The 21,554-nt window shown below is 60.4% G+C and carries 20 protein-coding genes; 12 read left to right on the top strand and 8 right to left on the bottom strand.

What is annotated here, in order from left to right:
• Positions 1–96 precede the first annotated feature (96 nt).
• Positions 97–1,074 carry a helix-turn-helix domain-containing protein gene (locus tag H6A60_RS03960; protein WP_205102113.1) on the bottom strand — a complete coding sequence of 326 codons (978 nt, stop codon included), beginning with the start codon at positions 1,072–1,074 and terminating at the stop codon, positions 97–99.
• A 470-nt stretch (positions 1,075–1,544) separates the two neighbouring features.
• Between H6A60_RS03960 and H6A60_RS03955 the strand changes: the two genes are divergently transcribed.
• The 8 genes from H6A60_RS03955 (at position 1,545) to H6A60_RS03920 (ending at position 10,444) form a co-directional block, all read left to right on the top strand.
• Positions 1,545–2,495, top strand: coding sequence for a DUF1177 domain-containing protein (locus H6A60_RS03955; RefSeq protein ID WP_205102112.1), 951 nt, complete (start codon positions 1,545–1,547; stop codon positions 2,493–2,495).
• Positions 2,496–2,548: 53 nt separating this feature from the next.
• Positions 2,549–3,223 carry an aspartate/glutamate racemase family protein gene (locus H6A60_RS03950; protein ID WP_205102111.1) on the top strand — a complete coding sequence of 225 codons (675 nt, stop codon included), beginning with the start codon at positions 2,549–2,551 and terminating at the stop codon, positions 3,221–3,223.
• Between the two features lie 83 nt (positions 3,224–3,306).
• A complete protein-coding gene (locus H6A60_RS03945) occupies positions 3,307–4,245 on the top strand; it encodes a DUF1177 domain-containing protein (RefSeq protein ID WP_205102110.1) in 939 nt (312 codons plus the stop codon).
• A gap of 117 nt (positions 4,246–4,362) precedes the next feature.
• Complete coding sequence (locus H6A60_RS03940) at positions 4,363–5,991, top strand: OPT/YSL family transporter (RefSeq protein WP_205102109.1); 1,629 nt, start codon at positions 4,363–4,365, stop codon at positions 5,989–5,991.
• 121 nt (positions 5,992–6,112) lie between these two features.
• Entirely contained in the window at positions 6,113–6,799 is a 687-nt protein-coding gene (locus H6A60_RS03935) for an AroM family protein (RefSeq protein WP_205102108.1), read from the top strand.
• Positions 6,800–7,532: 733 nt separating this feature from the next.
• On the top strand, positions 7,533–8,567 hold the full coding sequence (locus H6A60_RS03930; protein WP_205102107.1) for an ABC transporter substrate-binding protein: 1,035 nt from the start codon (positions 7,533–7,535) through the stop codon (positions 8,565–8,567).
• Between the two features lie 82 nt (positions 8,568–8,649).
• On the top strand, positions 8,650–9,477 hold the full coding sequence (locus tag H6A60_RS03925; RefSeq protein WP_205102106.1) for an ABC transporter ATP-binding protein: 828 nt from the start codon (positions 8,650–8,652) through the stop codon (positions 9,475–9,477).
• Positions 9,478–9,535: 58 nt separating this feature from the next.
• Positions 9,536–10,444, top strand: coding sequence for an ABC transporter permease (locus H6A60_RS03920; protein WP_439145075.1), 909 nt, complete (start codon positions 9,536–9,538; stop codon positions 10,442–10,444).
• Between the two features lie 93 nt (positions 10,445–10,537).
• On the opposite strand, the gene H6A60_RS03915 is transcribed toward H6A60_RS03920, so the two are convergent.
• The 4 genes from H6A60_RS03915 to H6A60_RS03900 form a co-directional block, all read right to left on the bottom strand.
• Positions 10,538–11,356 carry a ZIP family metal transporter gene (locus tag H6A60_RS03915; protein ID WP_205102105.1) on the bottom strand — a complete coding sequence of 273 codons (819 nt, stop codon included), beginning with the start codon at positions 11,354–11,356 and terminating at the stop codon, positions 10,538–10,540.
• A 446-nt stretch (positions 11,357–11,802) separates the two neighbouring features.
• Complete coding sequence (locus H6A60_RS03910; protein WP_205102104.1) at positions 11,803–13,302, bottom strand: FAD-dependent oxidoreductase; 1,500 nt, start codon at positions 13,300–13,302, stop codon at positions 11,803–11,805.
• A gap of 237 nt (positions 13,303–13,539) precedes the next feature.
• Positions 13,540–13,797 carry a hypothetical protein gene (locus H6A60_RS03905; protein WP_205102103.1) on the bottom strand — a complete coding sequence of 86 codons (258 nt, stop codon included), beginning with the start codon at positions 13,795–13,797 and terminating at the stop codon, positions 13,540–13,542.
• Positions 13,798–13,877: 80 nt separating this feature from the next.
• A complete protein-coding gene (locus tag H6A60_RS03900) occupies positions 13,878–14,765 on the bottom strand; it encodes a DUF3261 domain-containing protein (protein ID WP_205102102.1) in 888 nt (295 codons plus the stop codon).
• A 24-nt stretch (positions 14,766–14,789) separates the two neighbouring features.
• On the opposite strand from H6A60_RS03900, the gene H6A60_RS03895 reads away from it, so the two are divergent.
• Positions 14,790–15,095, top strand: coding sequence for a hypothetical protein (locus H6A60_RS03895; RefSeq protein WP_205102101.1), 306 nt, complete (start codon positions 14,790–14,792; stop codon positions 15,093–15,095).
• Positions 15,096–15,339: 244 nt separating this feature from the next.
• Here the strand turns inward: H6A60_RS03895 and H6A60_RS03890 are convergent, their stop codons facing one another.
• Positions 15,340–15,798: a hypothetical protein gene (locus H6A60_RS03890; protein ID WP_205102100.1), complete on the bottom strand. Its 459-nt coding sequence runs from the start codon at positions 15,796–15,798 to the stop codon at positions 15,340–15,342.
• Between the two features lie 131 nt (positions 15,799–15,929).
• Between H6A60_RS03890 and H6A60_RS03885 the strand changes: the two genes are divergently transcribed.
• Positions 15,930–18,176 carry a molybdopterin-containing oxidoreductase family protein gene (locus H6A60_RS03885; protein ID WP_205102099.1) on the top strand — a complete coding sequence of 749 codons (2,247 nt, stop codon included), beginning with the start codon at positions 15,930–15,932 and terminating at the stop codon, positions 18,174–18,176.
• 12 nt (positions 18,177–18,188) lie between these two features.
• On the top strand, positions 18,189–18,830 hold the full coding sequence (locus tag H6A60_RS03880; RefSeq protein WP_205102098.1) for a 4Fe-4S dicluster domain-containing protein: 642 nt from the start codon (positions 18,189–18,191) through the stop codon (positions 18,828–18,830).
• Between the two features lie 172 nt (positions 18,831–19,002).
• Here H6A60_RS03880 and H6A60_RS03875 read toward each other — a convergent pair whose 3' ends face one another.
• On the bottom strand, positions 19,003–19,716 hold the full coding sequence (locus tag H6A60_RS03875) for a TorD/DmsD family molecular chaperone (RefSeq protein ID WP_205102097.1): 714 nt from the start codon (positions 19,714–19,716) through the stop codon (positions 19,003–19,005).
• 61 nt (positions 19,717–19,777) lie between these two features.
• Positions 19,778–20,197, bottom strand: coding sequence for an META domain-containing protein (locus tag H6A60_RS03870; RefSeq protein WP_205102096.1), 420 nt, complete (start codon positions 20,195–20,197; stop codon positions 19,778–19,780).
• Positions 20,198–20,878: 681 nt separating this feature from the next.
• Between H6A60_RS03870 and H6A60_RS03865 the strand changes: the two genes are divergently transcribed.
• A complete protein-coding gene (locus tag H6A60_RS03865; RefSeq protein ID WP_205102095.1) occupies positions 20,879–21,544 on the top strand; it encodes a response regulator transcription factor in 666 nt (221 codons plus the stop codon).
• Positions 21,545–21,554: the final 10 nt, after the last annotated feature.

The raw sequence follows: 21,554 nt of genomic DNA, 5'->3' as shown, positions 1-21,554 counted from the left end.
GTTAAGTCGACCGTCCATCCGGTCATGCAACCCGAGCCTCGCGCGCAAACAGCGCCGAGGCTCTTCTTTTGGCCGAAAAAAGGACGAATCGTTCGATCAAGCCGTCGCTTCGCGCACGCGCTGCGATCGGTAAGCGGCGGGCGAAATACCGTAAGCCCGGCGGAAACGACTCCCAAAGTGCGCCTGCGTTTTGAATCCGCAGGCAAACCCGATCTCCGCCGCACTCATCGCCTTGCACCACGGGCTCAGCAGCATCGCGCGCGCACTCTCCAACCGAATGCGCCAGAGCGCTTCCATTACGCCGCCTTCGCTCTCGAAAAGCTGATAGAGCTTTCGCACCGAAATGCCGCACTGCGCGGCAACGGCCTGCGCAGTGAGCGACGCGTCGCCCATCGACTTTGTCATGACACGCTCGGCCGCGAGCTTCAACGCCGCCTGCGAGGGCGAATCCGAGAGTCGCGTGCGAAAGATTTCCGAGAGTCCCATTGCGGCAAGCGAGACAAACGTGTCGCGAAGACTCTCGAGCGCCGGTATCGACGCCGCTTCGAGCGCGTTGTCGGCCGCCGTAGCGCGGACAAGATTTCTGAGGAGCAGAAAATTGCCGGCGCATGTCATGGCGGTAGCCGTCGTACGCTCGAGCGAGGGAAAGAGCGCCTCAAGCGCCGACTTGGGCACGTGAAGAACATGCTGACGAAATGGCGTAAAGAAATGGAAGTCCGCAGCGCGGGCCGTATTGAAAAAGAAGAGTCTCCCGGGCTTCAAGACCGTAAAGCGGCCGTCCTGACCGATCGCCGTGGCCCCGGCCTCGAGAAAGACGAAGCTCATCGTCTCGCTCGGGCGCGCGTTGACGTCCATTTTGGCTGAGTAGTCTTCGCTCGCGAGGAACCCGACCGAAGCGCCTTCGAAGCGATGAATGCGCAGTTCGGCCGAAAACTTCCGCTTTTCCTTGAGCCGCTCGCGCTGACAGGCGAGCGGCAGCCCGAACGCCTCTTTGATGGCGGCGGTGTGGTAGTCGAACGCGTCCTCATGCGACATGCCGTCAAGTGCTTCGTCGCTCAGCTTTTCGAAGTACATGGCTCGAAGTTCGTCTCAAAAGAAGCTGCAGGAATCTCTGTGTACGCGGATATTACTCAAGGTCTTCCGAGTCGAACACGGTGTTTTTGCTCGTATTGAATCGAGGGGCGCGAAAGCGTTCAAGCCGCAGCCCTGCCGCGCCGTTTGCCGCCCGGCGCGGTTCTGCGGCAAAAAGCCGCCGCATTCGTCTGCTTAACTTGTTAAGAGAGCGTGCAGTTCTTTGATTTCGGTCAGCGTTTTCAATGGTCTCTGCGGTTCACACACTCTTCACAAATAGGCACGCCGACTCGTAATATTTTGATATCGAATTATTCGACTTCGAGAATTACGACGCCGAAATGTTCGAGCAAGCGCGTCCCCTCCTGCCGGGACGATCGAGACCGGATCGACGCCGGGGAACACCGGGCAGATGCTTCGACGCGCCGCGAACCGAAGTCGAAACCGCAAAAAGCCCCAAAAGGAGAATTTCCATGACCTTCAAAACCGTGGTCGATCTCTTCGACCTTTTGGACGACGGGCGCTGCGAAGGCAAAGCCGTTGTCGACTTCCTTCGCGCCATCGACCCCGACGCCGAGATCGAAGAATGCCGCATGGCGGGCGAACCCGAAGGGAGCTTCACGGACTTTATCCGCGTAACGATCCCGGGGCGCAACGGCAAACTAGCGGGCGGCAGCGCGCGCACGATCGGCCTCATCGGGCGCTTGGGCGGCATCGGCGCACGGCCGGCCCGCCAAGGTTTTGTGTCCGACGGCGACGGTGCGCTTGCGGCACTCGGCTGCGCGGCAAAGCTCCTCAAAATGCGCCATCGACTCGATGTGCTCGAGGGCGACGTCATCGTTTCGACGCAAATCTGCGCGCATGCGCCGACGCGCCCTCACGACCCGGTGCCTTTCATGAGTTCCTGCGTCGACCAGTACGCCAAGAACGACTTCGAAGTCGTTCCCGACATGGACGCGATTCTCTCGGTCGATACGACAAAGGGCAACCGCATCATCAATAAGCGCGGCTTTGCCGTTTCGCCGACCGTCAAAGACGGCTACATCCTGCGCGTGAGCGAGGACCTGCTCACCGTCATGGCCCGCACAACGGGGCGCCCGAGCGCTGCCTTTCCCATCACGCAGCAGGACATCACGCCCTACGGCAACGGCCTCTACCACATGAATTCCATCCTGCAGCCCGCTTTCGGCACGACCGCGCCGGTCGTGGGCGTCGCCATCACGGCCGAGACGCAGGTGCCGGGCTGCGCCACGGGTGCCACGCACATTGAAGACGTCGAAGAGGCCGTGCGCTTCATGGTCGAAGTGGCCAAGGAATACACGGCGGGCACGCTCGACTTCTACGACGAAGCCGAATTCGCGCTTCTACAAAAGCGCTACGGCAGCCTTTCGCACTTTAGAACGGCAGGCAAGAACGTCGCCTGAAGACGGCGCACGCGACTTTGAAAGCAGCAAGGGAAAAGACAACGGGAGGTCTCATGAACAACGCCAAAACACTTGCGGTCATTCGCGTCTTCACGTCCGACGATCCCGCCGTGCTCGAAAAGCACGGCAAGATCATCGAGCGTCTCTACGGCATTCCGACGAGAACCTACTGCATTCCCGATCAGCCCGAAGGCATCCCCGACGAAGCAACGGCCGCGAAGTGCGTCGATCGAATTGTCGCCAAGTGCCTTGAAGCCGAACGCGACGGCGCCGACGCCGTGCTCGTGAGCTGCGCGATCGATCCGGGCGTAGCCGAGGCGCGCAAATTCTGCCGGATTCCCGTTTTCGGCGCGGGAAGCTGCGCGGCCGCCATGGCGCTCACGATGGGCCGGCGTGTCGGCGTGCTCTCGCTGATCGCGGGTGACGTGCCGAGCGAACCCAAGCGGATTCTCGGCGACCGACTCGTTGCCGCCGTCGGGATCGAGGGCGTGCGCGACACGCGCGACCTTCTCACCGACTGGGGCAAAGCGGGCGCGAAAAAGTGCGTCGAAGCCCTCGCGAAAGACTGCGACGTCATCATGTTTTCCTGCACGGGCTTCTCCACCATGGGTATTGCGCACTGGTTCGACGATCTGCCCGTTCCCATCGTCGACGCCATCGAGGCGGGCGGCGCCGCAGCAGCGCGCTACTTCGCCGTTTCATCGGTCAAAGGTCCGCTTAAATTTTGATTCCCGCCGCACTTTCACACGACAAACGAATTCACACCATTCAACCGCAACCAACACCATTTCGAACATAAAGGGAGGACCCCATGTCGTTCAAACAAATCATCGAACTCGCCGAACTCCTTGACGACGGCCGCGTTACGGGCGAAGACGTCGTTCGCTACATTAAAAGCCAGGGCGACGTTGAAGCCTCGTGCGTAACGGTTCAAGGCGACCGCGGCACGACCGACTTCGTGAAGTTTCTGATTCCGGGCAAGAACGGCAAGTCCAAGGGCGGCTCTGCGCCGACACTCGGCATCGTCGGCCGTTTGGGCGGCCTCGGCGCCCGGCCCGAGCGCATCGGCTTCACCTCCGACGGCGACGGTGCGCTTGCTGCGGCCGGCTGCGCCGCACAGCTCGCGCGCCAGCTTATCCGCGGCGACCAGCTCGAGGGCGACGTGATCGTCGGCACGCATATCTGCCCGAACGCCCCGACGCTGCCGCATAAGCCGGTGCCCTTCATGGACTCACCCTGCACGATGGACGTGTTGAACGCGCACGAAATCGATCCCCAGATGGACGCCATCCTCTCGATCGACACGACGAAGGGCAACCAAATCATCTGCAAGAGCGGCATCGCCATTTCGCCGACCGTTCTGAAGGGCTACATCCTCCGTGTCTCGGAAGACCTCCTCTACATCATGGGCGTGACGACGGGCAAGCTCCCCGCCACCTTCCCCATCACGCAGCAGGACATCACGCCTTACGGCAACGGCCTCTACCACATGAATTCGATTCTCCAGCCCGCCGTTGCGGCCGACGTACCCGTGGTCGGCATTGCGATCACGACCGAATCCGTTGTTCCGGGCTGTGCCACGGGCGCGACGCATCTCACCGACGTTGACGACGCGGTCCGCTACGCCGTTGAGGTCGCCAAGAGCTTCACCGCCGGCCAGTGCGCTTTCTACGACGCCGAAGAATTCGGCCGAATCGAATCGCTTTACGGCTCGATGAAGCATTTCCAGACGTTCGGCAAGAACGACTGATCCATCTCTGCTCGCGTGGCGACCGGCCCCAACGGCGCCGCGTTTCTCTTGCGATGCGACGAGCGGAGCTTCTCGGACACGCGCAGCGCCGCATCGCAGTTTTCTTCAAGAACTACGATGACAAACCAACAAGTGCACGAGCACCCGAAGGTCTTTGAACCTGCAACCTTCTGCCTGCTCGTCGTTCTCGCCATTTTCGGCGCCATCATCGGCGTGCAGCTCCTCGTGAGCCTCGGCGTGACGCCCAATACAGCCATCATCGGCGCCATGGCAGCGATGATCGTCGCGCGCGTGCCGCTCAAATTCTTCGGCCACTACCGCTCGATTCACGTGCAGAACCTCGCGCAGAGCACGACGTCGGCAGCAACCTTCGGCGCGGCAAACTCGCTTTTGCTGCCGATCGCCATCCCGTACCTCTTCGGACGCCCGGACATGGTGCTGCCGATGTTCGCGGGCGTCTCGCTCGCAATGCTCCTTGACGGCTTCCTGCTATACAAACTTTTCAACACGCGCCTCTTCCCGGCAACAGGTGCATGGCCGCACGGCGTCGCCGCAGCCGAATCCATCAAGGCGGGCGACAAAGGCGGCAAGCAGGCTGTTCTCCTCGGTATCGGCATTGTTTTGGGTGCGATCGGCTCCTTCTTCAAGTTCCCGACGGCCGCACTCGGCACGGCCTTTATCGGCAACGTCTGGGCGCTCTTCATGCTCGGCATCGGCTTCCTCCTTCGCGGCTACAGCGAACCGGTCTTCGGCGTCGACATCAATGCGCTTTACATTCCGCACGGCATCATGGCGGGTGCAGGCGTCGTTGCTCTCATCCAGATCATCTTCCTCATGCGCGGCGGCAAGAAACAGGAAGACCATTCCGAACGCGAAGAGAAGGAGCGCGCGCACGCGCAGAAGCACGGCGTCGAAATGCCCGAACACAAGTCCGAAACCATCGGCAAAACGATCGGCATCGGCATGCTCGGTTTCGGCGCAATCTCGGTGATGATTGCGCTCGCGAGCGGCCTCTACTACCACCTTTCCTTCGGCTGGCTCATCGCCTTCATGGTCTATGCAGCCTTTGCCGCCTTCGTGCATGAAATGATCGTCGGTCTCGCCGCCATGCACTCGGGATGGTTTCCGGCCTTTGCCGTTGCGCTTATCACGCTCATCGTCGGTATCCTGATCGGCTTTCCGCCGGAAGCGCTCGCGATGCTCTGCGGCTTTGCGGCCGCAACGGGCCCGGCTTTCGCCGACATGGGCTACGACCTCAAGGCCGGCTGGATCCTGCGCGGCAACGGCGCCGAACCCGCGTTTGAACTCGCCGGCCGTCACCAGCAGTTCCTCGCCGCATCCCTCGCCTTCCTCATCGCCATTCCGGTTGTCGGCATGGTGTACCAGGACTACTTTGCGCAGGGCCTTGTACCGCCGGTTGCGAAGGTCTACATCGCGGCCATCAACGCGGGCGTCTCGGCCGAAATTGCGAAGTCGCTTCTTCTCTGGGCGATTCCGGGCGCGATCATTCAGTTCGTGGGCGGCCCGGCCCGACAGCTCGGCGTGCTGCTCGCAACCGGCCTGCTGATCGCGAATCCCATGGCCGGCTGGGCGGTGCTCATCGGTCTCGCGATTCGACAGATCGTCCTCAAGGTTAAGGGCCCCGAAGCGCGCGGCCCGCTCGAAGTGCTCGCTGCCGGCCTGATCGCGGGCGACGCACTCTTGAGCTTCTTCTCCTCGGTCTTCTCGGGTCTTCGCAACAAATAAGGTCTGCTGCGGGGACCGCTATGAGGTCCCCGCATGCCGCCTCAAGCATCCATATGGCCGCAGCCGCTCGGTGAATTACAGACTCCTGCAGCGCCTCGGCCGCACGATTGGGAGCAGAACCATGACTGCCACTCGAACGAAAATCGGCACGATCACGATCGGCCAGGCGCCCCGCGCCGACATTGCACCTTTGATTAACGACGCGCTCCCGCCCGATGTCGAGTGCCTGCATGTCGGCGTCCTCGACGGCCTTGACGCAGCTCAAATCGCCGAACGATTTCCCGCATCACTGGGCGAAAGTCTTCTCACGTCGCGCCTTCTCGACGGCAGCGCCGTCGTGATGGGCAAACGAGCGGTTCGTGCGGGCTTGACAAAGAAAATCGCCTTCCTTGAAGAAGCTGGCGCGAGCCTCATCCTTTTGCTTTGTACGGGCGAATTCGACGGCCTTGCTGCGAAGAAGGCGCGCCTTATCGAGCCTGACCATGTCATCCCGCCTGTCGTCAAGGCGCTCGCAGGCAGCGTTACGCTCGGCGTCATGGTGCCACTCGCTGAACAGGCACAATCCGAAATCCGCAAATGGCAGGCAACGGGCATGAAACTTGTTTTCGCCTCGGCATCGCCTTACACGGCTTCTGCCGAAGACGTCCAAGCGGCGGCACGCTCGCTTCGCGACCAAGGCGCCGAATTCATCGTGCTCGACTGCATGGGCTATCGGCTCGAACACAAAGCTTGGTGCCGCGAGGTCGTCGACGTTCCCGTTGTCGCTTCAACCGACCTCATGGTGCACCTATTGCGAGCAATCGTCTGAAGCGCGCTCGCGCAAAGATGCCTTATTTGAAGCGCCGCTGTTCTCTCGTGAGAGCTGCGGCGCTTTCGCGTTCAATCGAAAGCAAAGAGAAGATTTTCTCTTTTACGGTCGAGCCTTAAAAATCGGAATTTCGCAGACTTCTTATGGTGCAGTTTTTAATTTTTTGAAAACGTTTCTATTTGTTTTTTATATGTTTTCAATTTCAGATCCAGGAATATAGATAATTTGACCTATTGCGAAAACAATCGTTTTGCAGGAACATTCATCCTGTCGCCGACGAAACCGCCCGCGCGGCACAACCCCGACGCATTTAAGGAGCCGTCATGAAGTCATACGCACGAAACGCCTTCGCAGCCCGCGGGCGCACGTGCGTCTTCCCGGGTGATGCGCCCGAGCGCTCCAAAGAGCGACTTAGCCGTCGACTTCGACTTCTGTCGGAGGGCGGCCGTGGCGTCCGCTGAAGGACGCAGCCTCCTGTGCGGGCCGCCCTTCCGAAAAGAGCTTCGAGAGCGACCGGCCTGCTCTGATGCTTCGGAGACCTTGTCTGCAGGCAAGCATTCGGCCTGAATGCAAATGCAGCAAAAGCGATCCGAAGACCCGAAAGAGCTTGAAAGCGCCTAAACAGCAGTCGTTGCGCACCGCCTCCCGAAGCCAAACGCACGGGAGGCGGCTTCACATGAGACCCAAAAAAGCAAGAACTTCCCGAAACAACCGCGAACCAGGACAAAGAACCATGCAGAACATCTCCTTCATCAAGAGCGCCATCTCCCGACGCGAATTCTTCTGCGCAAGCGCGCTCGCTGCGAGCGCCTTTGTCGCACCGCGCTTTGCTCTAGCTGCCGAACCGGAAAAGAAGAGCGTGACGATTGCTGTCGGCGGCAAGAATCTCTACTACTACCTGCCGATGGCATTCGCCGACTGGAACGGCTTCTTCAAGGAAGAAGGGCTTGACGTCAAGGTTGTCGACTTTCAAGGAGGCTCAAAGTCGCTGCAGGCCGTCGTGGGCGGCTCGGCCGATGTGGTTTCGGGCGCGTTCGAACACACGCTCTCGATGCAGACAAAGCGCCAGGCCATGCGCGCCTTCGTGCTTCAGGGCAGCGCCCCGCAGTGCGTTTTTGCCGTCAACAACCGCACGATGAAGGATTTCAAGTCGGTCGCAGACCTGCGCGGCAAGCGTATCGGCGTCACGGCGCCCGGCTCCTCCTCGCACGTAATCGCGAACTTCGTTTTCGCCCAAGCGGGCGTGAAGTCCAACGAATTCTCGGTGATCGGGATCGGTTCGGGAGCCGGTGCTGTTGCAGCCGTTCGTGCGGGCCAAGTGGACGCCTTTGTCGGACTCGACCCCGTCATCTCGCAGCTCGAAGGCGACGGCCTCATCCGCATTGTCACGGACACCCGAAACGTTGACGAGTCGAACGCGCTCTTCGGCGGCCCGATGGTAGCGGGCTGTCTCTACGCGCCGCAGCGCTTTCTCGACGAAAACCCGGAAACCTGTCGTCGTCTGGCACGGGCAGTCGTTCGCTCGCTCAAATTCATCGCCGAATGCTCGCCCGACGACCTGATGAAGATCGTTCCGAAGTCGGCCTTCCTCGGCAATCCCGAGCTCTACAAAACGGGCTTCATCAAGAACCGCCCGGCGCTCTCCAAGGACGGCCGCTTCCCCGACGGGTGCGCACAGATTTCGGCCAAAGCGCTCGCAAGCGTCAACCCGAAGCTTGCCGACTTCCCCTTCGACTATGCGGCGGCCTTCACGAACGAATTTGTCTGAGGCGGGGCGTCAACTCTCGAACCATCCGACCGGCGGCCTTGCGCATCAAGCGCTGCCGGCCGCTCCCAAAAGTCACACGATCATGCAAAACGTCAACCGAACCGCACCGGCCATTGAATTTCGCAACGTCGCCTGCCGATTTGAAACGCCGACGGGCTTTTACACCGCGACCGCACACACGTCCTTTTGCGTTGCCGACGGCGAATTCGTGAGCGTCGTGGGCCCGACGGGCTGCGGCAAGTCCACGATCCTCAATATGGCCGCGGGCCTTCTCGCGCCCGCCGAAGGCGAAGTGCGCATTTTCGGCACGCCGCTCAAGGGGCTCAACCGACGCGCGGGCTACATGTTCCAGGCCGAAAGCCTCATGCCGTGGGCGACGGCGCTCGAAAACGTCGCGATCGGGCTGCGTTACCGCGGCGTCGCGAAAGACGAAGCCAACGAGCGCGCCATGGCGTGGCTTGCGCGCGTCGGCCTCGAAAAGTTCCCGGACCGCTACCCGCACGAACTTTCGGGCGGCATGCGCAAGCGCGTTGCGATGGCGCAGACGCTCGTCACCGACCCGGACATCATTTTGATGGACGAATCGTTTTCGGCGCTTGACGTCCAAACGCGCGAACTCATGGAAGACGAACTCCTTGCCATCTGGCAGGCATCGAAAAAAGCTGTTCTCTTTATCACGCACGACCTTGACGAAGCCGTTTCGATGTCCGACCGCGTGGTCGTAATGTCCGCGGGGCCGGCTTCTCGCCCGATCGGCGACTTCGGAATCGACCTGCCGCGCCCGCGCAACGTCGCCGAAATACGAATGGATCAGAGCTTCCTCGAACGACGTGCCGCCATCTGGTCGGTACTGCGCGAAGAAGTGCTCAAGTCCTATCGGGAGCACCGCACGGAATTAGCCGCCTCGTAGCGATTTTCGCGGGTACGACCGCAAGAAAGATCCGAAGACAACCGCAACGGAAAGAATCATGTCGGGAATCACAGCCATGACGCAGGAAATGAAGGCCGCAGGCGCGGCCGCAAACGCAGCGCAGCACGAAACGAGCGCAAGCGACGCGATTCAAAACCACGACAAACGCATTCGCGCCCGACGCCTGCGCATCGCCCTTTGGCAGTGGGCGCTCCTTGTCTTTGTCTTTTTCTTCTGGTGGGCGATGACAAAGCCGGGGCTCCTGCCGAATTTCTTCTTTGACAACGACGCGCAGGCTGCTTTCTTTTTCGGGGAACCCGCCGAAATCTTCGCACGCATTCGCGACTGGTTCGTGGGCGGCGAAATTTACCGGCATCTCGGCGTGACGCTCTACGAAACGGTCCTCGCCTTCGTGATCGGCACGGCGGCGGGCCTCGCCGTCGGCCTCTGGCTTGCGCTCTCGCCCTTTGCGGCAGCCGTCGCCGATCCCTTCATCAAGGGGCTCAATTCGATGCCCCGCGTCATTCTCGCGCCGATCTTCGCCGTCTGGTTCGGCCTCGGACCCGCCTCGAAGATTGCGCTCGGCGTCACGCTCGTCTTCTTTATCATCTTCTTCAACGTCTATCAGGGCGTGCGCGAAGTGAATCCGACTGTGCTCGCCAACGCGCGCATGCTCGGCGCAAGCCGCAAGGATCTCCTGCGCACGGTCTACATGCCCTCGGCGATGAGCTGGGTCTTTTCGAGTCTTCACACCTCGGTAGGCATGGCGTTTGTTGCCGCCGTGATCGGCGAGTACCTCGGCTCCGCCGAAGGCGTCGGCTACCTGATTCTGCAGGCAGAAACGACTTTCGACATGAATACGGTCATGGCGGGCATTCTTGTTCTGACGGCCTGTGCGCTCTTGATCGACCGCCTCGTCACCTTTGCCGAGGTGCGCCTGATGAAGTGGGTGCCGCCGCAGAAGTGATCGGCCGAAACGTACTTCTCGACAACAAACGATTCTTGTCGGGCGTCCGCACGCAAATCGGACGCCCGTTTCCTTCACTGAATTACGATCGGATCAGCCGAGCCCGACGTCGAGCGCCATCATCACGACAAAGCCGGCAACCACGGAGAGCGTCCCCGCATCCGAATGCTCCGTGAGGTGCGCCGACGGAATCAGTTCCTCAACGACGACATAGATCATCGCACCCGCAGCGAAAGCGAGGAACCAGGGCAGCAGCACGCCTGTCGTGCCGACCAGAAGAACGGCCAAGACGCCGAAGACCAGTTCGGCAAGTCCCGAGAAAGCCCCCGCAAGAAACGCCTTCCCGCGGGACATCCCGTCCTGCAGCAGCGGGAGCGCAACAGCCGCGCCTTCCGGAATGTTCTGAATGCCCATGCCGAGCGCGAGCGCGAGTGCGCCCGCCAAAAGCGTCGGATCGTCAGCCGCCATCCCGATCGAGAGCCCGACCGACATACCTTCCGGAATGTTGTGCAGGGTCACCGCGAGAAAGAGAAGCGTCGAGCGGGCGAGCTTCGTCTTCGGCCCCTCGGATTCGCTCGACATCGGATGCATGTGCGGCATGAAGCGGTCGAGCAGAAAGATGAAGGCAACGCCGAGCAGAAAGCCGCCCACGGCAGGCAGCAGCGGCGACTCGCCGCGCGCCTCCACCATGGCCATCGCGGGAAGAAGGAGCGACCAGACGGAAGCCGCCACCATGACGCCCGCCGCAAAGCCGAGCGAAATCGTCTGCATGAAGGCGTTGTGGATGCGCCCGGGCAGGAGCACGATCGCCGCGCCCACGGCCGTCATGAAAAACGTAAAGCCCGTTGCACTCGCGGCAGCTGTGACGGGTGAAGCACCGTCCAAAAGGGAAGGAAAAAGTTGTTCGAGCATGCGATGCCTTTCAAAAGATCGTCGCAGTCGCCCGTACTTAAACGAAGCACAGGTGCATCCGTTCTCGGATGATCGGCGACGTGACGGCTGTCGCGCTACTGACGGCGGGAAGTCGAAGAAAGTTTTCTAGCGGGCGCGGACAACAAATAAGCGAGCGCCGCGCGGGAACGTCACCGATGTCGAGAAAAGCGAACCATCGATCCCTAAGAAAACCCGATACGACAACTGTAACCCAGAAATCTCAGCGGGATGCGTTTTTACGCATGCTTGCCGCAGCCATTTCCGCATGAGTTTTGACGTAAGCCGAACCGCACCTGTCGCAAGCGCCGATGGCGGCAGGCGGGCTCGAAGTTCAACCCAGCAATAAAGCGCCCGAAGCGCGAAAGGAGGAGCGCGCTTCGGGCCAAGGAAAATGAAGACTCTTACTGAAGAAAGGCAGCCCGCACTCAGGCCTTGACGACCTCCTTGGCGGCATTTTCACCGGCGATCTGACCGAAGACAAAGCAGTCGAGCACGGCGTTGCCGCCCACGCGATTCGTGCCGTGGATGCCGCCCGTGATTTCGCCTGCTGCGTAGATGCGCGGAATCACGTTGCCCTGCCAGTCAAGGAGCTGCGCCTTCGTGTTGGTATTGAGACCGCCCATCGTGTGGTGCACGGTCATACCCGTGTAGCAGGCCCAGAAAGGTCCTTTTTCAATGCGCTTCGTGAGATTGACGGCGGTCTTGCCGAAGTCTTCGTCTTTGCCGTTCTTCACGAAAACATTGTTGTAGCGGTCGATCGTCTTTTCGAGCCCGTCGGGGTCAACGCCCATCTTCTCGGCGAGTTCGCGAATCGTGGGCGCCGTCCACGCTTCCTTGATTTCAATGCCCTTCATGATGGCGGCGCGATTGACTTCGTCGTAAGACATGAAGTTTTCATTGTCGCAGACCGTGTAGGCATAGCGTTCAGGCGTACCGAGCACGGCGTCGCGGATGACGTCGCGGCGTTCGCCTTCGTTGACGATTCGGTTGCCGCGCTTGTCGACGTAGATCGAGCCGTTCACGTTGAAGTTGAGAAGAAGCTTCATCTTCTTGCCGGCGGGCGCACCCGGAGTCGACTGAATGAAGTCCATGCCGACCAGATAGCCGCCGACACGCACGGCCGCCATCGCCACTTCGCCCGTCGAACCCGGCAGATTGTCGGTGCCCAGACCCGCAACGCGCGGATCGTGCAGTTCACGCAGGTACTTGTTGGCGCTGAAGCCGCCCGCAGCGAGGACGACGCCGCGCGTCGCTCGAATGCGGCGAAGCTCGCCCTTGCCGGTCTTCACGACGACGCCGAGCACGTCGCCCGAAGTCGGCGTTTCGCGGATGATTTCTTCAACGGCCATCCCCGTACGCACTTCAACGCCGAGATCCTTTGCGGCCTTCGTGAGAACCGTACCGTAACCTTGTCCCTTGGGCAGCGCAGGCACGTGCGAGCGCGGATAGAGCGCACCGAAGATCTGGATGACGTTGTCCTTAAACTTCATGCCGAGGCTTTCGAGCCATTCGATCGTCGGATAGGCATTCTTGCAGAGCACCTCGACGCGGTCCTTCTGACCGCGGAAGTCGCCCGCAGCGAGCGACTGCTCGGCATGGTGCTGCCAGGAATCCTTGATGCCCTGACGCGGCTGTCGAACGGGGTCGGCGGCATTGATGAAGCCCTGGGAAATCAGCGTATTGCCGCCCGTAAAGGCGAGTTTTTCGAGAACAACGACTTTCTTGGCGCCCGTCTGAGCAGCCTTCACGGCGGCAGCCATGCCGGCGCCGCCCGAACCGACGACAACCACTTCGAAGGTTTCGTCCCAATTCGCACCCGCGCTTTTCGCTTGCGCGAGACCGGCCGCACCAACTGCGGCGCTTGCTGCAACGCCGGCACCCGCAAATTTGAGAATGCTGCGGCGCGAAAGTGTCTTTTCGTTCATTTGTGCTCTCCCAAAGATTCTGACGGTTCGAAAATGAAGGATGAACGAGGCGAAGTTCGCGTGAGGTGTGCCCTCTGCGCTCGCGCGAGCTGCGCTTCGTCCTTGGAAAGGCATTTTTGCGCGAATCCTTACGCGCGTAATCTGACTTTCGTCAGGCTTGAGAAACTGCAGACCAGCAGATGCGAAAAAGGCCGCCCCAAGGCGGCCACGATGCGTCGTGCCAATGTGCGCGGACGCTTATTTCTTTTCGCCGAAGAGCTTGTCGCGCAGCGCGTCAGCACCCTTTTCGAGCGCACCGCGGGCATTGTCGTAGCCCTTGGCGAGGCAGTCGTTCGTAAGCGCCTTGGCCTTGTCGAGCCCTTCCTTGTCGGCCACTTCCTTGATATAGCTCGCCTTGCAGTGTTCGTCGCTCGGCGAAAACTTGTCCGAGCAGCCCACAAGCATCGTTGCACAGGCGCCGCAAAGAAGAGCGGCAGCGATGGGTTTGAAGTTCATGCGGTTTCCTTTTCGCGGTTGGCGGTTGCGATCGTTTTCTGACGATCAAAGAATTTTTTGTTCCGTCGCCGCTGCCACGACTAGTCGACCGACTCGATCGAGAGCGTGTAGCCCTCGAGGTCGTTCACAACCGTCGTGCGGGAGCGTTCTCCGATTTTAGTCGTGACGACGCGAAGAACGGTCTTGCCGTTGACTTCAATCGTTCGACGGCGCGAATCAGCGCTCGTTTCTTCCGCCAGCACCGCGTCGGCGGGAAGCACCGCACGAACGCTCTCGGCCGGCCAGAGAACGTACATGAAGTCGCGAAGCATGCGCGACGCATCGACTTTCTCGTCGAGTTTCGGGTGACGCGACTCACGCAGCCCCGCCTGCGTATAGTCAATGCGCCAGACGACGACCCCCAGGCCCGTAAAAACGGCGCTGATACGCTTCGGGTCGACGAGCACCATTGCGCGCAAGGGCGGCACATTGGCGGGCGCGCCCGCTTCCAGCGCTTTGGCGTGAAAGCGAACGCGAATCGACTGATCAAGTACGCGGGTCGGCGCGTCCTTCATATCGGGCAAAACGAGCGGCGCACGCAAGCGAGCGGCGTCAAAAGCGCCGAATTCGCTTCGCGCATCGGCACCGAGCCCGATCACGCCGCTCGGAGCACGGTGGCGGGCTTCTTCATTCTCCTTATCGGAAAGCGCGTCATGGACAGACGCCTCTTCGAGCCGAGCCTTCTCTGCCGCGCCCCCCTGCGTGGCTGCACGGTCCTGCGCCGGATCGTTCGCGGGCTTGGAGGCAGCCTTTTGAGAAGAGCTCGCCGTCGCCTCGATCGGCGGGGCCTCGTTGCTCGCCCACTGCAGCCACGCGCAGCCCGAAAGCGTACTCATGGAAAGGGCTGCCGGAAGGAGCGCTGCAGCGGCAAGCGCCGCCTGAACGGGACGACGCTTGTCGCGGGAAGCCTCGCTGCACTTGGTCAGCACTGCTCTTCCGTACGCCCAGCCTCTTTGAACCATTTCTTCCATCCGCTCGGTTGCCGCCCTGATGTTCTTATTGTCGTCGCTCTTTTTGTGCGTGCGCATATTTTTGTTCTTCTATCTTTTTTTTCTATTGTTTTGCGGGTTTCCTTCGCGCGCAACCTCGAAAAAGCGAAAAAAGGGGCGTCCGCCGTCACCGAGTGCTTGCGGTTCGTGCCGCCCCAAAATGCAGTCCGAAGCGCACTCGTTCTTGAAGGAAGCGATAAATCGGGAAAAAGTCAAAACGCCGAAACCGGACCCGCAAAGGAAAACTTGACATTGTGCCACACAGCGTGAATCCGTGGTTCTACCAGTCAGTAAAAGGTTGAAGAAGCCCTTCCGAGTCAAACGTCACAAAGCGAAACAGCAGAAGGCGTGTTGTGTTTTATACGAACTGCTCCGAAAAAGTTACTCGAAATTACTCGAAGTCCGTCAAGGATCCGCTCTTCGCCTATTCGACTCGTTTCGCGAGCTCACGGGCGGCATCACGAAGGACCGCAGAATCAAGCCGCTAAATCGAAGCCGCGAGCGGCTTCAAAAGTCACGACTTCATGGTCTTCAAGACCGGCATGAAAATATTGATCTGCATTCCCAGGACTTCGGTCGACGCGGAAGACCTGCAGAAAAAGATGCCATCCGCAAACACCTCAGCCGCTGCAACGAGAACGTCGAAATCCGCTACGTGACTTGACCGTCCCGTGAAGACATGCTCATGCGCGCGGCCTCGATCTTTGCGCCGCCCGCAAACGCCGCCTGAGACCGAGCGCACAGTTGACGAATTCGTTATTCCATTATGGAACGACGAAAGAGGCCGGCAAGTTTGTGATTTTCTGGAAAGGCCGCCAGACCATTCGTCCGCCGCCTTCGCCGACCGCTTGTCGCACTCGTCAAGATCGGTGGACTTCTTGGGGATTTTCCGTTGGCTAATCACGTGAAAATGCGTGAAAAATAACTTTGAAGGCGGCACGCATCTGCGCTTCGCGAACGTTTCTCCCAGCATGCCCTCTGCTTCGTTCGAACCCTGCGAAGTGCGCTTGAAGCAAGCCCGACCAATGCGCGCGACGCGCCCGGCGCCGTGCGCATGTCGGGCTGTGCGCGTTTTTCAACGTGCCGCCCCAAGGAGACTGAAAAATGGAACAACGCAAAGGCTTTGCTTTTTCACGCCGCTCGCTCCTTCAGGGCTCGGGCGCCGTCATGGCCGCATCACTTTTTTCGCCGGCAACCAAGGCTGCCGGTGAAGCAGCGGGCGAAAAGACTTGGACCGGCTACTCGATCTGCGACTCCTGCAACCATATGCCGTGGTGCGGGATCGAATTCGAGGCGCGCGGCAATACGGTGATCCGCATCCGCAACTGGAAGGAACATCCGAATCATTTTCTCTGCTCGAAAGGGCTCTCGACGCTGCAGCGTCTCTACAACCCCAATCGTCTGCTCTATCCCATGAAGCGCACGAACCCGAAGGGTTCGGCCGATCCGGGCTGGGTGCGCATCAGCTGGGACGAAGCGATCAAGACGATCTGCGAGCACCTCACCCGAATCAAGGAAAAATACGGTCCGGACAAAGTGATGTTCTACTGCGGCGACCCGAAGGAGCCGCGTCCGCCCGTCATGCGACTTGCGCGCTGGTTCGGCTCGCCGAATTACTGCTGCGAGAGTTCCGCTGCGTGCAACCTTGCCTATGTACACGCCGAAGAGCTCTCCTACGGTCAGGAGATCGCGGGCGGCCCGAGTCCCAAGGCAAAGGTGCTGATGATCGTCGGCAAGAACGGCGCCTGGGCGTCGCCTCACGGCTTCTTCAAAGGCCTTCTTGCCGCCAAGGCGCGCGGCATGAAACTCATTGTCGTTGACGTGCGCCGCACGAAAGTGGCCGAACTCGCCGACATCCATCTGCAGTTGAAGCCCGGTACCGACGGCGCGCTCGCCTGGGGCATGATCCGCGTCCTCGTCAAGGAAGGCCTCGTCGACCGCAAGTTCGTCGACGAGTGGTGCACGGGCTACGAAGAGCTCGTGAAGTACTGCGAAGCCTTTACGCCGGAATTCGTCGAGAAGGAAACGGGCGTGCCCGCCGAGCAGATGATCGAGGCCGCGCGCCTTTTCGCGCAGGGTCCGTCCTCGATGCAGCTCCCGGGACAATCGGTGCCGCACCAAGGCAACGGCTGCAACAACGTGCGCGCCATGTCGCTTTTGATGGCGCTCACGGGCAACGTCGACAAGCCGGGCGCCTCCATGATCGCCAACTGGCCCAAGGACTACATCCGCTGGGACGAAGGCTACACGCGCAGCTTCATCGATCAGCCCTGGTTTGAAGAGGAAGCGCAGAAGAAAATCCGCATCGACCGTGAGTTCGCGCCCGTCTGGAACGACATGCAGGTGCTCTGCTCGCCGAACCTTCTGCCGGAAATGGTGGACGCAGGCCGCATCCGCGCCTTCTGCGGCTGGGGCGCAAACCTCCTCATCTGGCCTTCGCCCGACGAGTACAAGGCCGCGGTGCGCAAGATGGATTTCGCGTTCTCGTGCGACTACTTCTATCGCGACGACACGCACCACGACATGGACCTCGTGCTCCCTGCGGCCATGAACTACGAACGCTACGCACCCTTCGGCGTCCACGGGCGCAAGCTCTCGGCGCGCCGCCCGGTGAAACCCCTGGGCGAAGCCTGGGAAGACTGGAAGATTTCGCTCACGATCGGCGCCGCGCTCTTCGGGCGCGAAGCCTTCTTTGACGGCGACCCCGTGAAGGCCTGCAATTCGATGCTAAACGCCTGGGGCACAAGTTACGAAGAGCGTGCGGCAATGCTTCCGAAAATGGAAGTCTGCGAGTGGTTCCCGCCGCAGGAGCCCGAAAAGTACAAGAAAGGGCTTCTTCGCTTTGACGGCAAGCCCGGCTTCCGCACCCCTTCGGGCAAAATCGAGTTCGTCTCGAGCGTTCAGGCGCGCCACGGCTTCCCCGGACTGCCCGTTTATGTCGCGCCGCCCAAGCCCGATGAGAAGTGGCCGTTGAAACTCATCAACGGCACGCGCCGCCCGTACATCACGCACTCGAAGACCCGCGGCGACCAGCCCTATCTTCTTGAACTCGAACCCGAGTCGACCGTGAACATTCATCCGGCTGACGCTGAGGTGCGCGGCATCAAGGAAGGCGATCGAATCTGGATCACGTCTCCTTACTACAAGGGCAAAGTCCGCGCGCGTGCACGCGTCACGATTCTCGCCGGCCGCGGCATGATCGACGCGCAGTACGGCTGGCGGGGCGACCAGGAAACGCAGGTTTTGATTCCGAGAAAGGGTTGGGACCCGATTTCCGGCTACCCGTGCTTCAACGACATCTGCGTGCAGGTCGAAAAGGCTGAAGAAACCGAGAAAAACGCCAAGGCTTAAGGGAGAACCCACATGTCGAAATTCGGAATCATCGTCAATGTCGACAAGTGCGTCGGCTGCCACGCCTGTGCGATTGCGTGCAAGGAAGAAAACCGCGTCGCGCCCGGCATTTTCTACGAACGCGTTCACCGCAGCGAGAGTATCGAGAAGAACGTCATCAGCTACTTCCGCGTCTCCTGCATGCATTGCGAGGATCCCGCCTGCATGAAGGTTTGCCCTGCGAAAGCCATTTCGCACGGCCCCGCGGGTGAAGTGCTCGTCGATCACAAAAAGTGCATCGGCTGCCGCATGTGCGCGGCCGCGTGCCCCTACGGCGCCCCGATGTTCAACGCGGACGGGCTCGGCGAAAAGGACTGGTTCGGCGGCAAGATGCCGCTCGCTCCCGCCCCCGAGCGCGAATGGGTTGTTCGCACGCCGGGCAAGGCTGAGCACTGCACGCTCTGCACGCACAGAACCTCGAAGGGCGAAAAGCCTGCCTGCGTTGAAGCCTGCGGCATCGGCGCACTCCTTTTCGTCGACTGGGACAAACTCGAAGGCGAAGCCAAGGAACTCGCGCCGCGCGCCAAAGCGATGAACGCTGCGGCGGGCACGAATCCGAAAATCCGCTACGTCTCCTCCATTCTCGATATTGAGAAAATGAAGGAAAAAGTCTGACCATCGTCCGCCATGCGAAGACCTTCCGACAGCGTGAAGGCCTTCCTGGCGACGCAAGGATCAGCGCAAAGCCAAACGGCCTGCGATTCGAGCTTTCGAACGCAGGCCGTTTGCTTGATTCGGCTTTCGCTTCGGACACCCTGAAGAGCAGCCCCGAACGCGCTTCAACCGCTTAACCGAAGAGTCCTTCTTCCGAGAGGATCGTAAAGAGCGTGCCGACGGCGGCGTAAAAAGGCGCGTCCTTTCTCGCGCTTATGCGCTTCAAAATCCTGCTGAAAGCGGGGGCGATCACGGCACCGAAAAACTTCTCGGGTTCAACCGTTTCTGCGGTATCAATCGCGTCACCCTTCGCAGCGGCTTCGCGCGCGGCACCCGCACGAATTTCGAGGAGCGACAAAAACGCGAACGCCGTCCCGATGTGATCAGGGTCGTAGGGCGCCGATTCGTCGAGCGCAACACCCGCCTGTGCGTAGAGCTTGCTGCAGGTTTCTGCCGCGTCCTGGCGTAGGAGCCCCTTTTCACTCGTCCAAACGGAAATCGAGAGTGGAATCGTTTCTTCGCCGACGCCGAGAAAGAGCTTCGCGTGCTCGCGCCGCACGTCGAGCGCCGAAGTGCCGAGTCCGGCAAAGCCGCCTGCCGCTTCGCTCGCGAGGAGGCGCTGAAAGAGCGCGCCCTCACGCACGTCAGTGTCCGACGCGAGCACTTCCTTCAAATGCGGCACGATGGATCCCGCCCGTACCTCGAGTTCGGGCATCTCGGGTGCGAGGAACACCATGGCGGCAAAATCCGCCGCGGCGAGCGCCGCCTCATGCACGGCCTCGGAGCGGCCGGCGCTGCTGCATTGCGTTTTGCAGCCAGCAGCTGCAGTTTCTTTCTCAGTCGTCATGCGAAAAAAAACGTTCTCTATCGTTGGCAAAGTCCGTCTCAAATCGAAAGGCGGACCTTGATTACTTCGCCACGAGCGTCGCGAGCGATTCGCCCTTTTCGTTCCAGAGGATCAGCCCCTTTTCGGTTTCCGTCGCAAAACGCGCGTTCGCGAGCACGCCCATGAACGCCGTTTCCGCCTTCATCGAATCCGGATCGCACATCATGCGCGTCATGCCGAGCTTCGAGAGGTCGATGCGCTTGCCTTCGAGCGTAAAGCCGCCCACCAGGCGATTGCAACCACTCGTACCGGAAACGCGACCGTCTGCCGCAAATGCAATCGTCGGCATCGTCTGCGACTTCGGCGCATCCTGCCAGACAAACGTGCGGCCCGCAAGTTCGGGAGCATTGCCCGCGGGCGCGCCGTCGGCGGCCGCATTCGTCTGAGCGCAGCCCGTCATGAGAGCGGCGGAAATGGCTGCGGCAGCGATGATCTTCTTCATGGGAACCTCCTTTTGTTGTTGGATTTCCCGCTCAAGCTCATATTTGAAGTGGGATAAGCGGGATTTCGTTTCTTCGTGCGACCTCAATGCTACCGATCGAACCGGCTCCGAATTCCAATCGGACGCAGCCGCTTTGCAAATACTTGTAAGTGCCTTTCGAGAGGAAGAATGCTTCTTTTCTTCTCTGCCTCAAGCATTTACAGGCGAAGCGCTTGTTTAAGCGCCGTTGCTCCGTCTTTACGCAACCTCGCGAGAGTCGACTGAGAACGAACGGACGAATTTGCAGAAACACCGGCGAAGCTTAGTAGGCCCGTCTGGAACGAAACCGCACGCACCCGTGCGCGTAACGGTCGACATCGTCGCGTCTTGGTCGGAAGCGGCGAAAAAGCGTGCGGAAATTCGGGTTGAAAACGACGGCGACGTCATCTCGCCCGAAGCACTGGCGGCCTCGACGAGCCGCTTGCTACGAACAAAAAGGAAGGGCTCGGCCTCGGGCTCCTCATCTGCAAATCGATTGCGGAAGCACACCGCGCGAAGCTTCTTTTTGAAGCGCGGCCGCTTGCCGCCGGCGGCGGCCTCCTCGTTCGCTTCCGCGCAAAACTGCATGATCCGACGCCGAAGCCTGCCGGCGTCCTAAAGCAGGTCACCCCCTAATTTTTATCAAGGAGAAACCGCTCCGCCATGAATGCGCCCGTATACGACGCAGCACAACAGGTCGCAGCAGAAGAAAAGAAGAACTCGCTCATTCGAATCGTTGACGATGAAGACGATGTCCGAGAGGCACTCGCCCTGATGCTTCGCATTGAAGGCTGGGATGCAAAAGTTTATCCGAGCGCGCGAGACTTCCTGGTGGAAGACGACGCTGCTCGGCCGGGCTGCCTTCTCCTTGACGTGCGAATGCCGGTCATGACCGGTCTTGAGCTGCAGCGCGAAATGATTGAGCGCGGTAATCCACTCCCGATCATTTTCCTCACGGGCTTTGCCGATATCGATGTAGCCGTCTCGAGCCTCAAGGAAGGCGCGATCGACTTCCTGATCAAGCCCGCCGACGACGAAAAGCTCCTCGCGAGCATTGCGGCAGCCGTCCACAAGGACCATCGTCGACGCGTCGGCATTTCGGACGGCACGCACGTACGCGAAGCACTGCGCGCCCTCTCCGAAAGAGAGCGCGACATTCTCGAACTTTTCATGGCCGGCACAACGGATGCACAGGTCGCTGAGCGCCTCTCCATTTCGGAAAGAACGGTGCAGGGGCACCTGGCAAAAATCTATCGAAAGTTTTCGATCCACACCGCCAAAGAACCCCTAGCACTTATGCCGGACATCCGTGATGTACTGGGGCATTGAAGCGAGGCGA

It is taken from the genome of Sutterella massiliensis (assembly GCF_016899755.1).
GTDB classification, from domain to species: Bacteria; Pseudomonadota; Gammaproteobacteria; order Burkholderiales; family Burkholderiaceae_F; genus Sutterella; species Sutterella massiliensis.
This window is presented reverse-complemented; position numbering and strand designations above follow the sequence as displayed.

What these genes read in the sequence shown, in the direction of transcription:
- H6A60_RS03960 (WP_205102113.1), bottom strand. Translation starts at nt 1,074, where the DNA reads ATGTACTTCGAAAAGCTGAGCGACGAAGCACTTGACGGCATGTCGCAT.
- H6A60_RS03955 (WP_205102112.1), top strand. Translation starts at nt 1,545, where the DNA reads ATGACCTTCAAAACCGTGGTCGATCTCTTCGACCTTTTGGACGACGGG.
- H6A60_RS03950 (WP_205102111.1), top strand. Translation starts at nt 2,549, where the DNA reads ATGAACAACGCCAAAACACTTGCGGTCATTCGCGTCTTCACGTCCGAC.
- H6A60_RS03945 (WP_205102110.1), top strand. Translation starts at nt 3,307, where the DNA reads ATGTCGTTCAAACAAATCATCGAACTCGCCGAACTCCTTGACGACGGC.
- H6A60_RS03940 (WP_205102109.1), top strand. Translation starts at nt 4,363, where the DNA reads ATGACAAACCAACAAGTGCACGAGCACCCGAAGGTCTTTGAACCTGCA.
- H6A60_RS03935 (WP_205102108.1), top strand. Translation starts at nt 6,113, where the DNA reads ATGACTGCCACTCGAACGAAAATCGGCACGATCACGATCGGCCAGGCG.
- H6A60_RS03930 (WP_205102107.1), top strand. Translation starts at nt 7,533, where the DNA reads ATGCAGAACATCTCCTTCATCAAGAGCGCCATCTCCCGACGCGAATTC.
- H6A60_RS03925 (WP_205102106.1), top strand. Translation starts at nt 8,650, where the DNA reads ATGCAAAACGTCAACCGAACCGCACCGGCCATTGAATTTCGCAACGTC.
- H6A60_RS03920 (WP_439145075.1), top strand. Translation starts at nt 9,536, where the DNA reads ATGTCGGGAATCACAGCCATGACGCAGGAAATGAAGGCCGCAGGCGCG.
- H6A60_RS03915 (WP_205102105.1), bottom strand. Translation starts at nt 11,356, where the DNA reads ATGCTCGAACAACTTTTTCCTTCCCTTTTGGACGGTGCTTCACCCGTC.
- H6A60_RS03910 (WP_205102104.1), bottom strand. Translation starts at nt 13,302, where the DNA reads ATGAACGAAAAGACACTTTCGCGCCGCAGCATTCTCAAATTTGCGGGT.
- H6A60_RS03905 (WP_205102103.1), bottom strand. Translation starts at nt 13,797, where the DNA reads ATGAACTTCAAACCCATCGCTGCCGCTCTTCTTTGCGGCGCCTGTGCA.
- H6A60_RS03890 (WP_205102100.1), bottom strand. Translation starts at nt 15,798, where the DNA reads ATGCTGGGAGAAACGTTCGCGAAGCGCAGATGCGTGCCGCCTTCAAAG.
- H6A60_RS03885 (WP_205102099.1), top strand. Translation starts at nt 15,930, where the DNA reads ATGGAACAACGCAAAGGCTTTGCTTTTTCACGCCGCTCGCTCCTTCAG.
- H6A60_RS03880 (WP_205102098.1), top strand. Translation starts at nt 18,189, where the DNA reads ATGTCGAAATTCGGAATCATCGTCAATGTCGACAAGTGCGTCGGCTGC.
- H6A60_RS03875 (WP_205102097.1), bottom strand. Translation starts at nt 19,716, where the DNA reads ATGACGACTGAGAAAGAAACTGCAGCTGCTGGCTGCAAAACGCAATGC.
- H6A60_RS03870 (WP_205102096.1), bottom strand. Translation starts at nt 20,197, where the DNA reads ATGAAGAAGATCATCGCTGCCGCAGCCATTTCCGCCGCTCTCATGACG.
- H6A60_RS03865 (WP_205102095.1), top strand. Translation starts at nt 20,879, where the DNA reads ATGAATGCGCCCGTATACGACGCAGCACAACAGGTCGCAGCAGAAGAA.